Source organism: Allobacillus saliphilus (assembly GCF_018138385.1).
Lineage (GTDB): Bacteria > Bacillota > Bacilli > Bacillales > Alkalibacillaceae > Allobacillus > Allobacillus saliphilus.
The window spans coordinates 100,622-113,724 of the sequence record NZ_JAGSIE010000003.1 but is presented as its reverse complement, the minus strand read 5'-3'; the positions used below and the strand labels follow the sequence as shown (position 1 = coordinate 113,724).

Below are 13,103 nucleotides of genomic sequence, written 5' to 3'. Positions count from 1 at the left end.
TGATGTAATGCCATTAAGCATTTGGCTCAATCAAGCCATAGCTTCCATCTTTACGTTTGTAAACAACGTTCGTTTCTCCGGTTTCAGCACTTTCGAACACGTAAAAATTATGTCCTAACATATCCATTTGCAGTGCCGCTTCTTCAGAATCCATCGGTTTTAAATCAAACCGTTTCACACGTACGATATCAACTTCACTGTCTAATTCAGATTCTTCTTCATCCAACAGTATACCACCATTGGCGTTTGCTTCTCTTTCCATTTCAGCAAATACGTATTTCGCAGCGCCTTTTTGACGGAACTTACGATTTACTTTTGTTTTGTACTTACGAATTTGTCTTTCCAATTTATCTACGACTAAATCAATTGCAGCGTATAAATCATTATGTGCCTCTTCAGCACGGAGAACCAAGTCTGTCATCGGGATCGTCACTTCAATTCTTTGACCATCATTATGAACACTTAGATTGACATGTACTTCGGAAGTAGGCGTCTGATCGAAATAACGTTCCAATTTTCCGATTTTCTTCTCGACGTAATCACGAATCGCATCGGTCACCTCGATATTTTCACCACGGATATTATACTTAAACATAAGCATGCCTCCTTTTAGTCGTATGTATATATTATTCTACCTTACCCGCACATAATCCTCCATAAACTCGACTTTTATTTTATTCTTTATGGCTAAGATTCATGATTTCGACAAATTTCCCGGGAAATAAAGGGTATACTGGGCTATTGAGGCTCAGGGTCTTTTAACTTCTTTCTGATTTCTTTTACGAGAAGTTTTTTCTCCTCCTCTAAGATAGCATCCGCATGTAATTTTCTTGCTGCGATTATAACTAGCCAAGGTTCTATTTCGTCCCAGATGATGTTGGAATGAAGCATGTATTCTTTTACGAAAACTTGTATGATTCCTTCTCGCATCTGATTGAATAAGTGAATGATTTTTGAAGGAGTTTCAGGTGGCAGAATAGCATGCCTCATCATCACAATGTATTCCGCGATATCCGCTTCAGGATTACCGATTGTCGTATCGTTCCAGTCAATGAAAAAATGCCGTCTGTTGCTTACAATAATATTATTTGGATTCGGGTCACCGTGACAAATTTGTTGTTTTATCGGAATGGCATCCATCATTGATAAAATCGTTTGCTTTTCTTCGTTTGTTAGGTAATCGACAGACAAAATATTTCTTGCTATATAGTCTCTTTGTGAAGGTAATGCAGTGTGCGTATGTTGGTGGATTTGACTGAGCATGCGCGCCGTCTCTTTGATGTCATTTGTCGGTAAACGGAGTTGGCCTTCATCCTGTTGAAGCAATTCATGGAATAACCGTTCTTTCGGTGACATACCATGAATTCGTTCAACAACAAGTCCTGGTCGTTTACCAACATAAAGCACACCAAATGGCTGAGGAACCGGCAAACCTAGTTCCCAAACTGCTAATGTATTTTTGTATTCTCGTTGTAATTCGGCTTCCCCAGTATTCGGTTTAGCTAGCTTGATCACTTGATCTTTGCCCTACTCAAATACTTTGGAATTACCACCTTCACCAATCATTTTCCCGAGTTTCATTCGTTAATCTCCTTTTCATCAAATTGACGAATTACATCCATTGATATTACACTTATTATACTAAAAATTCTAACTATTATGTTAGTAATTAAGGAGGCAAACACTCATATGGATCAAATCGAAGTAAAAAGTTTTATTCCTAAATTCATAACTTTTTATGAAAAAGCGACTAAGCAGAAATGCACCAAAGAGGAACGGTGGAATTTATGGAAAGAGCATTATAATTTTGCAGCAATCCCTCCTGGTCCAGACGGACAGACACTTGCAAAAGAATTACTGGAGCATGCGTGGGATCAATATGAAGAAAGATTTGATTACATAAAAAATTGGGAACCAGAACATCAGAAAGTTGCAGACTATTTATCCGAAATTAAATCCTTATTAGGCTGTGAGGATCCAATCAAGATTGTGATAATTTACTTTGTCGGCGCATTTGAAAATAATGCGTTTGTTGCTCCTTATGATGATGAGCGACTAGCCTTATGCCTGCCGATTGAAAATGGTAATTCTGATATAACTCTATGCCATGAACTTACGCATGTCGTTCATATAAAGAGCGCCAACATGAATGCTGATTGGCAGAGAACCATTGCTTCCATAATCATTCAGGAAGGTTTAGCCACTCATGTAAGTAAAAAGCTGGTACCCGGAAAAGAAGATCGGGTTTATATTGAGCACGAGGAAGGTTGGCTTGCCTCTTGTCGTGTTAAAAAGAGTGAAATGATCCATGGAATACGACCTTATTTGAATGACGATTCGTCTGAAACGGTTTATAAATTTACTATGGGAACGGGGTCGACAAACACCGAACGAGAAGCCTATTATGTTGGATGGGAGATTGTGAAAGCTTTATTTGTTGAAGGATACACATTTGAAGAAATCGCTTCAGTAAAAGTGAGTGAACTACCCAATTGGTTGCATAAAATATATCCATTAGTTGAAGCATAGATGTTATATAGGGATGATTAAATAAGTAAATTATTATTGCATCCATTTTTAATTAAAGCAGGCCTAATCGCCTGCTTTAGAAATACAACTACTAAGCCTCTTGGAAGTACTCTTCTTTCAAAATAGAATACATTTTCAAATCCTGATGGGCTCCTTTAATATACATTCTTTTCCGAAGCGTTCCTTCATAAGTCATTCCAACTTTTTGCATCACTCGTTCAGAACCCCTGTTGTTCGCAAAGCATTTGGCTTGGATGCGGATCAAGTCCATTTGTTCAAAGCCGAATCGGATGAGTTTAGTTGCTGCTTCTGTGGCCAGTCCTTTACCCCAATAATCAGGTGATAAGACATATCCAATCTCGGCCGTTCTATGTTGCGGTTGCCAGGAAACAAAATCAATTGTGCCAATAAATGCCCCGCTTTCTTTGTGTTCGATTCCCCATGGAGCAATTTGCCCCTTACGATATTGATTCAACACAAAATCCACGAATGCTTTCGAATCTTCTATGGTTCGATGTGCATCCCATGTGACAGTTTGTGAGACTTCCTCTTTTGAGCCGTATGCGAAGATTGCTTCTACATCGTGGTAGGTAATTTTACGTAAAATCAGTCGTTCGGTTTCTAATGTCGGTAAATCCTGAAAAATTGTTTCGATGTTCACTTCTTCATCCCCTTTGTATAGTAAAAAAGTAGCATCCATCTCATGAATGCTACGTCGTTGTCTCATTATTTCCGTTTGTCCAAGAAAGCTCCATCAGGACTCTTCATCTTACTGTATGGATTAGTATATTTCATGTTCGTATCTTTCTTTTTCTTTAGTAAAATGATTTCTCTTTTAAAGCTATCAAAGTATTGATTCACCATGCGGTTGAGTTGTTGATCAAGCTCGAGTACTTCACTAATCATCGCTTGATTGGCTTCCCTCTCTTCATTAGAAGGGTTCAATCCGTTTAACAACTCTTCTCGCTCATCAGCACTCGCCTCAATCACCTCAATAAATGCCTCGTGGTCATGCTCAGCTGCTAACTTTTCAACTTTTTCAATCGTTCCCTCTAGTATACTCTTAAGCTGACTGAGTTTATTATCCATTCACAGGAACCTGCTTTTGTTGTTTATTTAGCTTCAATACTTCTTTCCACGTATCGCGAAACTCACTGACCAAGCCCTCTACTTCTGATAAAATCTCCACATCATTTTTAATGTTCGCCTGAATCAATTGACGGTTCATATAATCATACAACGGACGCATTTGATTGGAGATTTCCACCTCAGGATTCAATGTAACCATCAATTCATTAATGATGTTCTGGGCTTTTTGAATATTGACGTTTTTTTGCTCAATATTTTCGTTTTCAATGCCCTTTTTGGCAAGCCGAATGAACTTCAAGCAGCCATTATAAAGCATCATCGTCAGCTCACCTGGGCTGGCAGTCTGTATGGAATTTTGTTGGTAGGCTTGGTGTGGTTGTTGGTAATTCATGATAACACTCCTACTGGTTATTATTGGCCACCGTTTAATTGGTTCATCAACTGGGCAGATTGCTGGTTCATACGTTGGATGGCCGTTTCCATCGCAGTAAATTGTTTGTAATAACGATTCTCGACTTGAGCCAATCGTCGTTCAAAATCAGTAATTCGCTCTTCAATGCCAAGCAACTCACGACCCATCGTGTATGTCTGCTCGGTACGATTTTCGTTTCCGGCTTTGTCCGTGATTCGAGAGATCATATTGTCGAGATTATCTTCGACGCGGTTGACTAACCCACGTGAATCATCATCTGCAGAATTTGAAAATAATCTTCTAACGTCTTCCGAATTGTTTTCAATCGCTCCTCGAAGTTTGTCTTCGTCAATCACTAACTTTCCGTTATCCCGATAGTTAGTGGACGTTGTGATTCCAATATCCGCTAAGCGATTAAACGCACCATTTTCATTCTGTACATCCGAATAGAAAGCAGTACGCATTCCCGTCATGCCACTTTGAATGATATTGTCACTTCGAAGCAAACCACTTTTCGCTTTTTCCTCCCAAAGTTCAATTTCTCGTTCAGTCATATCGTCCTTTTGTTCTTCAGTTAATGGAGGAAAATCACGATGCCGCTTCTCGCTCGTTTTTTCGGATGTGAATTCAATTAATTCATTGTATTTTTCGACAAACTCAGTGATTTTGTCAAAAGTTTTTTGTGTATCTGTCCGTACATTGAGGACTGCGTTGTCGACTGTTTGATTAAATTGGTAAGTGACTCCGTCGAGTGTGTATGAGTTTTCTTTAGACGTTAACTCAACATTGTTATAGGTGAATACAGCGTCTTCTCCACCGAATTCTTCTCCAGTGAGTTTTAGGGTATTCGTAAAAAATGAACCCGCATCGCCATCTCCGAATGTGATCTCTGCTCCATCTGGATTGAAATCACCCGAAGCTGTGCGTTCCATGAAAACTTTATCAGAGTTTGCATCATAGTAAGCTCGTACAGCTCCGTCAGATGCTTCATTAATTTTTTTGAAGACATCATTTAAGGAATCATCTTCATTTATCGTGATCTCATGCGGGACGGGTCCGTCCTCATTATATGTCTGAAAGGTAAACGTTTTCCCAGATAGATCTGAAAAGCGTGCGGATAAAGCTTCTTTTGGATCAATTTTTTCTCCATCTCCTGAAATACCTGTCTCTGAAACCCGCATCGCCTTCGAAGCCAACTGACTGACAGAAATCGAGTGTGTGCCTTCTTTAGCTGCACTTGTTGCTGACGCAGTTACACCGATTGCTGATGTCGTAACTAGCTTCGACTGGTAAGCATCAGAAAACTTTAAATCCCTGAACATATTTTTAAACTCAGACAGTTTAGAATTCGTTTCACGATAAGCATCACGCTGCCACGTCAGCCATTCCTGATCCTGCTGCATCTTAGTCATTGGAATACGTTCAGCTTTCATCAAATCCGCAATGATCTGATCCGTATCCATTCCGGACGCTAGCCCACTGACACGCATGGTATTGTTAATCATATAAACACCTTCCTACACTTTCTCATCCACGATAAAGCCCATAAATTCTGCCATCGCCGCATACATATCAAGCATTTTTTTCGGCGGAATCTCTTTGATGACTTCATCGGTATTTTTATCAATAACAGATACATAATAACGGTCTAGCTTGTCATGAAGTTCAAACTTAATCGATGTGTGCATCGGTTCGACAAAATCATTCAATCCTTTGACAAGCTCTGCCGCTTCTTCTTTTGAAACTGATTCTTCTTTTATTGTTTGCTGCATGTCCGGATGTTCTGGTTGCTTGACCTTTACCGATTCATGAGTTGATGCCGGTTGCCGCAAAATAGGAGAACTTTTGAGTAATGTGTCCAATTTCATCCTATTTGCTCCTCTACTATTCTTTTTTATTATATCGGATTATTGCGTTGAATGTTTAGCTTTTAGGGTAGGTATCGTTTGAACTACTGCTTTCAGGGTATAAATGGAATAGAAGCATTAAAAAAACGAGGTGTTAACATGACTAGAAGATCAAGCATTCCACGTGAAGTTGGTTTAGACCATACGAAAGATGTTCTCCGAGAAGGCTATCAATATATTCCAAATAGGAAAAAAGCCTTTCAATCGGACTTTTTTGAGTCACGAATACTCGGTGAAAAAACGGTTTTCATGAGTGGCGAAGAAGCTGCGGAACTATTTTACAATACGGATTATTTTAAGCGAGAGGGAGCAGCACCGAAAAGAATTCAAAAGACGCTGCTTGGCGAACATGGTGTGCAAGGGTTAGATGGAGCACAACATCGTCACAGAAAAGAAATGCTCATGAGCTTAATGTCCGAAGAACGTCTGCAAGTATTGGACCAAACGATTGAAACATACTTAGATCAATACATTGAGAAATGGGAAAAGAAAAAAAGCATTCAATTATATGATGAAGCGGTAGAGATGATTTTCCAGATTGCTTGTGATTGGGCTGGAATTCCACTTGAACAGCATGAAATCAGAAATCTCGCACCTAAGACAGCTGATTTGTTTGAATCGCCTGCAACGGTTGGATTGAAACAGTTCAAAGGACGAAATTCGAGAATTCAACTGGAAAACTGGGCTAAAGATTTGATTATGAAAACCCGTGAAAAAGAAATTCATCCGCCTGAGAAAACGGCTTTACATGTAATTGCTTGGCATAGAGACTTGGAAGGTAAATTGGAAGATTTAGATGCGGTTACTGATGATCTATTGAACATCATTCGCCCGATGGTTGCCATATCGATCTATGTGGCGTTTACTGCTCATGCGGTAATTCATCATCCAAAAGAAGTCGAGAAATTACGAGCGCATGATGACCGAGATGCTTATAAACGATTTATTCAAGAAGTTCGCCGCTTTTATCCATTCTTTCCGTTTAATGTCGCTCGTGTGAAAGAAGACTTTGTTTACCGAGGTCATGCATTCAAAGAAAATGATCAAGTAATCTTTGACTTTCATGGAACAAATAACGATTTGAAAATATGGAATAATCCTGATTTGTTTACACCTGATCGATTTAAGGATTGGGATGGTAGTCCGTTTAACTTTGTCCCACAAGGTGGAGGAGATTACCTCGGTGGCCACCGTTGTGCAGGTGAATGGATTACGATAAGAATGATGCAGATTTTCTTGCATTATTTTGTGGAGAAGATTGATTTTGAAGTTCCACCTCAGGATTTAAGTTATAGTATGGTTCATCCACCGAGTAGGCCGAAGAGCAAGGTTGTTATGAAGAATGTAAGAATGAAAATATAGTGTAAGAGCACCCAAAAGCTATATAAGCTATTGGGTGCTACTGTAAATTAAATCTCCAATATGACATTAATAATCAATATAACTCTAAAGCGTTAGTGTGTTTTTGGTTATTATTTATATAGTCTTGTAAATATTTATATTGATTCGTTAAAAGCTCTTCTTCCTGACCTTGGTAATAAGGTGAAAATCTCCAGTAATCACCCTCTTTTAAATCAGAAAAAGAATTAGTAAAACTACAATAGCTATCTCTCCATATTAAAACATCCGCTTCATGACTTCCGCGTCCTGGAATTAAGCCTAAAGCAGTACGACTTAAGTTAGTACTTCCAATAACCATAGCAATTGGAAAATTGTTACGTATTTTCATACTTATTTTAGCATGCCAATTTCCATATCTATCAATCAAAAATCTCTTTTGATTGCTTAAACATTGAAAATTAAGGGACAAAATAAAGTCTCCATATTTGTCAAAATGACAACCCTGGTTACTTGATTTTGTACAACTGCAATATGGCTTAAAGTTTCCTGCTATTGTTATCAGTTCTGAGTTATGCTCGTTACGAAAGCCTCTATTTATATTATTAAATAGCGTATTATCTTGAACACTAGTATATCCACTGCTTAAAATAAGTTTTTCTCCTGAAAAAGAAACTAAGTCATTTAGTGCACGATAATAGGGACTTAGTCCGGCTAAATTATTTTTAAATAATAATGCTATTCCCATTCTACTTTCTCCCCCAAGATATTTCTGTCTGGTCAATATTTCAATGTCCAAAAGTAAAACCTAACCCAATAAAATATTTGGATTAGGCTTATATACTTTACTTACTTTTTGGATGTTACTGAAGTAACTGAAGTACCCCTTGTGGCTGTTGGTTCGCTTGAGCTAACATCGCTTGAGAAGCTTGAGAAAGAATGTTGTTCTTTGTGAACTCCATCATCTCAGCAGCCATGTCAACGTCACGGATACGAGATTCAGCAGCTGTTAGGTTTTCAGCAGAAGCACCTAAGTTGTTGATTGTGTGTTCGAGACGGTTTTGATATGCACCCAATGCGGATCGCTCCGTAGATACGTCTGCAATTGCTTTATCTAAAGTATCAATAGCAGTATTAGCACCACTCTGAGTAGTAATACTTAAGGTATCAACACCTAAGTTGCTTGCAGTCATGTCACCAATAGCTAATTTAATACTTTGTCCAGCATTAGCCCCAATGTGAAAGGCGACAGAATTATCATCAACAGTTAAAGAATCTGCACTGGATTTAGTACCTGTTCCATTACCTGTTGAAGCTGCTAAAGCCTCACCATCTGCGAGATTAACAGAGAAAGTTGCTCCGTCAACTGTTACCTCTTTAGAGAAAGTCCCCTCTTCTAAATCTTGTTTAGAAAATTGTACAGTTTGACTATTACCATCAGAAGTAACCTCTATAGATATATCTTTAAAAGCTCCATCTGCTTGCCCTGTATTTTCTTCAGCTTCGTAGTTAACAGTTTGCGTTAAAGATACTGAGTCTGCATCTTCAATGTTGTTACCAAGGCTAACTACTTCTAATGAACCAACTTCATCTGCATTTGTAATAGTTCCTGTTACACTAGTATCTAGCTCTCCATTAAGCAGTGTTTGTGTGTTGAATTCAGTATTATTTGCAATTCTACTCAATTCTTCTGCAAGCTGATCCACTTCTTTTTGTAGCTCAGCTCTATCTTCGTTAGTGTTAGTATCGTTTGCAGACTGAACAGCTAATTCTCTCATACGTTGTAAAATAGAGTGGGACTCATTCAAAGCACCTTCAGCAGTTTGAATCAATGAAATTCCATCCTGAGCGTTTTTAGATGCCATTTCCAAACCACGGATCTGACCACGCATTTTTTCAGAGATTGCTAGACCTGCAGCATCGTCACCTGCACGGTTGATACGAAGTCCTGAAGATAGTTTTTCCAAAGATTTTTGGATGTTGTTGCTGTTGTTTGTTAGCTGGTTGTGTGTGTTCAACGCAGCAATGTTGTGATTAATACGCATAAATAATTTCCTCCTTGAATTGTGTTTCGCCACGTCCTTGTGGCGGCTAAGTAAAACGAAACGTTCGTCGGCCGACGTTTGTTTCATCTTCTACTAGATATATCGGTGGATCTTTTAGTTTGTTTACTCTTTTTTAAGATTTTTAATGAAATCTTTTGTTTCCTCATTGAGGGATGCTTGCTGGTTGGCTTCAATGATTTGTTGATAGATTTCTGACCGGTAGATATCCACGTTTTTAGGAGCATCGATGCCGAGTTTGATTTGATCACCTTCGACGGCTACAACTTTGATAGTGATGTCATCGCCAATTTGAATGGATTCGCCTGTTTTCCGTGTGAGTACGAGCATCTTATTCCCCTCCTTGCTTGACGGCTTGGATTGGGTGTTTTGTTGTGTAGGTATCATCGTCCAATACAATCTGCTTTGCTTGTTTCTTTGTTTGATTAATAATTAGTGGTGCTTTTAAGTTAATCGTCGATTGGTCGAATGGTTTATGTACGGTTAAGGTCGAGCGGATCAACACGTCTTTTTCAGACTCGATCTCTAGTTGTTCTACGACTGAATCTTTCAAGTCGAATTGATAATTTTTATAGATTAAAAATGGGTCAGTAATTACGAATGCTAGATTTTCGTTTTTGATTGATTGCAACACTTGGAATGCGGGATTGCCTTCTAGATCGACAATGACAAATTCTTTTTCATCCGGAAAGCCTGGTAGGCCGTTTACAAAGTTGATCACTTTCGTTTCATCAATTGTTATCTCGCCAAAGTAATTCGTTTGAATCTTCATCTCTATCATCCTTTCTATGCTTCGAACTCGATTTGCAGGTCTGCTGGTTGTCTAACATAAATGTCTAGGTTCCCCGGTTGGTATTCGTGAACCACTTTTTGTGGTGTTGCATTGATCATTGGTTCTCTTGCTTGTACTGAGATCTCCACTTCAGCTGGTGTATAGCTCGTTTTTACGGAAAAATGTGATGGAATCCAGTCGAGTGCTGCGGGTTTCACATCTGACATCGTTTGTTGTTTCGAAAGAGAAGCGATGATGTTACCGCCGTTTTCAATTTTCATGAGTTGGTTGCCTTCATTCGCTTTTTGACTAATCGCTTCCATGACTGCCTGTTTTCCTTGATTAGCTGCTTTTTTCGTTGCCTCTAAAGCTCCGAATTTTCCCATGTCAGCCCATGCTTGTGACTGGTCGATCAATAGTTTGCCTGGTCGCTGTGTGATCGACAGGTCTGCTTTTGGTTGTTGGATTTGCATGTCGGCTTTTGGTTGCTGCATTTGTTGCGAAGCAGGCTGGGCGTTCATGCCGAGTAGTGCAGGTTGTGACTGAATACTTAATCGTGGAAATTGCATCGCTTCTCCTCCTCTCGTGAAAGAAAGCTATCTGCATCAAACACAGATAGCTTATCCAGTAATCTATTAACGTAAGAAATCAAGTAATGTTGGTTGGATCACTCGTGAACCTGCGCCAAGTGCCGCACGGTGGACACTTTCCGCTTGGACCAAATTCATAATGACTTTTTCCATATCGGCATCTTCATTCGAAGACATTAAGTCAGTTGTCGCGACACGTTGCTGTGCGATTCGGTTCTCCATCAATTCCACTCGGTTCATGCGTGCACCTAAGTCAGCGCGTTCATTTGTCAGGCTTTGTGTAAAGCCATCAATATCTTCAATGAACCCTTCAATGGTCGCGTTGCTCGCATTTGGATTTTCCAATTCAGCAACGACATCATCCAGCTTCGCAAATAAATCAGCCGGAAATGCGTTTGCTGGGTTTACGTTCGCTCGCACTTTGATGCCATCTGCCAGTTCGATATCGACATCATTGTTGTTTGGTTCGGCCGCATTAAACAGTTGTCCATCTTGGTCAAAACGAGCATTTGTCGTATCTGTACCATTGAAAATGTATTTATTGTTCACTTTCGTGTTGGCGATATCGACTAAATGCTGTTTGAGCTGGTCGACTTCTTTACTGATATTATTCCGCTGATTCTCCTCATACGTGTCATTGCTCGCTTGAATGATCAATTCACGTACACGATGAAGGGCTTGTCCCGCTTCATTCAATGCATCATCTGAATTATCCATCCAGTTATTCACTTCAGCGATATTTCGTTCATATTGTTCAATTTTTCCTAAGCTATCGCGATGGCTCACTCCACGCATCGCAACGACTGGATCGTCGGAAGGGCGATTAATCTTTTTGCCAGTCGACAATTGATCCATATACTTATCAATCTGTGAATAGCTATTACTAATGTTTTTCAGCATGTTTTGACTGATCATAGATTGTGTAATCCGCATTATTCATTACCTCCCGACAATTCCCATTTGGTTTATGATTCGGTCGAGCATTTCATCGACGACCGTCATACTTCTTGCTGCTGCATTGTATGCATGCTGGAATTGAATCAAATTCGACATTTCTTCATCCAGTGAAACACCACTGACAGATTGACGATTTGCGTTCACTGAATTCTTCAGTACTTCACTATTATTTTTCAAGCGGTTCGCTTCTTGTGCTTGAACACCGAGCTCACCGACCATTCCTTCATAAAATTCTTGAACCGAGCGATCGTCTAAACCTGCAATCGGTTGGTCCTTCACTTTTGCAAGTTCAATCGCATTGTCTCCATTACCGGCAAAGCCATCAAGTGAAGCCGCAATTTTATTTACATCATTCAAAATTGCATCGGATACAGCTAAGTCAGCCGCGCCATTTCCAGTGAAAAATTCACCGCCTGCATCACCGTTCAAATCCGTTCCTTGAGCGTGTTGCGTGTTAAACGCTTCTTTAAATGCATTAGCCATTTTATCTAAATTGGTCAGTTGTTCGCCGTAAAATTCACTTGATTCCTTCAATCCACGTAAAGAACCGACAGCTGTTAATTCAAATGCTGTTCCTGCAGCTACTTTTCCGTCCTCATCCATCGTCCCGACAGAGAAATTACCATCATTGACAGATAATCCGTTCAACTCACCATCTTTACCAATGAGTGTCTGCTTTGTACCATCAGCGAGTGTAAACGAAATGGTTGTTTTCCCCATCGCAATATCTTTTGCATTACCACCACTTGGCTCTGTTCCGACTTCGATATCGAGCTTTTCGGATAAGCGGTCAATTAATACATCACGCTGATCATACAAATCATTTGGTAAATAACCATGTGGCTCGACCTCGCCGATTTGTTGGTTTAAATCATTGATTTGACGAAGCAAACTATTCACTTCGTCGACTTCGGTTTCGAGTTGATAGTCAATCTCACCTTGGACGCCACTTAAAGTGTTATGTAAATAATTGATTGTATCCGCAACAGCAACCGCTCGCTGTGCCGCGACTTTCCGTGCGCCTTCATCTTCTGGGTTTGTCGCTACATCTTGTAACGATGACCAAAATTGGTTCATCACTTTCGATAAGCCTTCATCACTCGGTTCGTTCATGACGTCTTCCATGCGGCGTAGTGCTTCAGCTTTTGATTCCCAATAACCTGCCTTGGAATTTTCATTACGAAATTGCAAATCTAAAAAGCTATCACGGATTCGTGTAATATCACCCGCTTTAACACCGGTTCCCATTTGACCAGGGAGCTCTGGACGATTCATGCCGCCTGCAGGCCATGGGGTTTCCGCCTCAAAATTGACGCGTTGCCGTGAGTATCCTTCCGTATTCGCATTCGCGACGTTATGAGAAGTTGTATGTAGTGCACTTTGTTGTGTAAAAAGTGCACGTCGAGCTGTTTCTAGTCCAAAAAAAGTTGATCGCATAATGAGCGA

16 protein-coding genes are annotated in these 13,103 nt (G+C 39.8%); 2 read left to right on the top strand and 14 right to left on the bottom strand.

Annotated features, from left to right (window positions below):
- Positions 1 to 13: 13 nt before the first annotated feature.
- Both hpf and KC820_RS00875 read right to left on the bottom strand, forming a co-directional pair.
- On the bottom strand, positions 14 to 595 hold the full coding sequence (gene hpf, locus KC820_RS00880; protein WP_212367251.1) for a ribosome hibernation-promoting factor, HPF/YfiA family: 582 nt from the start codon (positions 593 to 595) through the stop codon (positions 14 to 16).
- 143 nt (positions 596 to 738) lie between these two features.
- Positions 739 to 1,515, bottom strand: coding sequence for a phosphotransferase (locus tag KC820_RS00875; RefSeq protein ID WP_212367249.1), 777 nt, complete (start codon positions 1,513 to 1,515; stop codon positions 739 to 741).
- A gap of 174 nt (positions 1,516 to 1,689) precedes the next feature.
- On the opposite strand from KC820_RS00875, the gene KC820_RS00870 reads away from it, so the two are divergent.
- The gene (locus tag KC820_RS00870; RefSeq protein ID WP_212367247.1) at positions 1,690 to 2,529 is read left to right on the top strand and encodes a DUF2268 domain-containing putative Zn-dependent protease; all 840 of its coding nucleotides are present in this window, start codon (positions 1,690 to 1,692) and stop codon (positions 2,527 to 2,529) included.
- Between the two features lie 91 nt (positions 2,530 to 2,620).
- Here the strand turns inward: KC820_RS00870 and KC820_RS00865 are convergent, their stop codons facing one another.
- The 5 genes from KC820_RS00865 to flaG all read right to left on the bottom strand — a co-directional run bounded on the left by KC820_RS00865 (position 2,621) and on the right by flaG (position 5,898).
- Positions 2,621 to 3,190, bottom strand: coding sequence for a GNAT family N-acetyltransferase (locus KC820_RS00865; RefSeq protein ID WP_212367301.1), 570 nt, complete (start codon positions 3,188 to 3,190; stop codon positions 2,621 to 2,623).
- 65 nt (positions 3,191 to 3,255) lie between these two features.
- The gene (gene fliT / locus KC820_RS00860; RefSeq protein ID WP_212367245.1) at positions 3,256 to 3,618 is read right to left on the bottom strand and encodes a flagellar protein FliT; all 363 of its coding nucleotides are present in this window, start codon (positions 3,616 to 3,618) and stop codon (positions 3,256 to 3,258) included.
- Positions 3,611 to 4,009 carry a flagellar export chaperone FliS gene (fliS, locus tag KC820_RS00855; protein ID WP_212367243.1) on the bottom strand — a complete coding sequence of 133 codons (399 nt, stop codon included), beginning with the start codon at positions 4,007 to 4,009 and terminating at the stop codon, positions 3,611 to 3,613. The genes fliT and fliS overlap by 8 nt, the downstream gene beginning before the upstream one ends.
- Before the next feature lie 20 nt (positions 4,010 to 4,029).
- Positions 4,030 to 5,535, bottom strand: a complete 1,506-nt coding sequence (locus KC820_RS00850) for a flagellar hook-associated protein 2 (RefSeq protein ID WP_212367241.1) — start codon at positions 5,533 to 5,535, stop codon at positions 4,030 to 4,032.
- A gap of 12 nt (positions 5,536 to 5,547) precedes the next feature.
- Positions 5,548 to 5,898 carry a flagellar protein FlaG gene (gene flaG / locus KC820_RS00845; RefSeq protein WP_212367239.1) on the bottom strand — a complete coding sequence of 117 codons (351 nt, stop codon included), beginning with the start codon at positions 5,896 to 5,898 and terminating at the stop codon, positions 5,548 to 5,550.
- 138 nt (positions 5,899 to 6,036) lie between these two features.
- Here flaG and KC820_RS00840 point away from each other — a divergent pair, with 138 nt between their 5' ends.
- Positions 6,037 to 7,299, top strand: coding sequence for a cytochrome P450 (locus tag KC820_RS00840; protein WP_212367238.1), 1,263 nt, complete (start codon positions 6,037 to 6,039; stop codon positions 7,297 to 7,299).
- Between the two features lie 73 nt (positions 7,300 to 7,372).
- On the opposite strand, the gene KC820_RS00835 is transcribed toward KC820_RS00840, so the two are convergent.
- The 7 genes from KC820_RS00835 to flgK form a co-directional block, all read right to left on the bottom strand.
- Positions 7,373 to 8,023, bottom strand: a complete 651-nt coding sequence (locus tag KC820_RS00835; protein WP_212367236.1) for a phospholipase D-like domain-containing protein — start codon at positions 8,021 to 8,023, stop codon at positions 7,373 to 7,375.
- A gap of 115 nt (positions 8,024 to 8,138) precedes the next feature.
- Complete coding sequence (locus tag KC820_RS00830) at positions 8,139 to 9,320, bottom strand: flagellin N-terminal helical domain-containing protein (protein WP_212367234.1); 1,182 nt, start codon at positions 9,318 to 9,320, stop codon at positions 8,139 to 8,141.
- A gap of 123 nt (positions 9,321 to 9,443) precedes the next feature.
- Complete coding sequence (gene csrA / locus KC820_RS00825; protein WP_212367232.1) at positions 9,444 to 9,668, bottom strand: carbon storage regulator CsrA; 225 nt, start codon at positions 9,666 to 9,668, stop codon at positions 9,444 to 9,446.
- Between the two features lies 1 nt (position 9,669).
- Positions 9,670 to 10,110, bottom strand: coding sequence for a flagellar assembly protein FliW (gene fliW, locus KC820_RS00820; protein WP_212367230.1), 441 nt, complete (start codon positions 10,108 to 10,110; stop codon positions 9,670 to 9,672).
- Positions 10,111 to 10,124: 14 nt separating this feature from the next.
- Positions 10,125 to 10,679 (bottom strand): DUF6470 family protein, encoded by a 555-nt coding sequence (locus KC820_RS00815; RefSeq protein WP_212367228.1) that lies wholly within the window; start codon positions 10,677 to 10,679, stop codon positions 10,125 to 10,127.
- A gap of 66 nt (positions 10,680 to 10,745) precedes the next feature.
- The gene (gene flgL / locus KC820_RS00810; RefSeq protein ID WP_212367226.1) at positions 10,746 to 11,633 is read right to left on the bottom strand and encodes a flagellar hook-associated protein FlgL; all 888 of its coding nucleotides are present in this window, start codon (positions 11,631 to 11,633) and stop codon (positions 10,746 to 10,748) included.
- Between the two features lie 6 nt (positions 11,634 to 11,639).
- On the bottom strand, positions 11,640 to 13,094 hold the full coding sequence (gene flgK / locus KC820_RS00805) for a flagellar hook-associated protein FlgK (RefSeq protein WP_212367225.1): 1,455 nt from the start codon (positions 13,092 to 13,094) through the stop codon (positions 11,640 to 11,642).
- Positions 13,095 to 13,103: the final 9 nt, after the last annotated feature.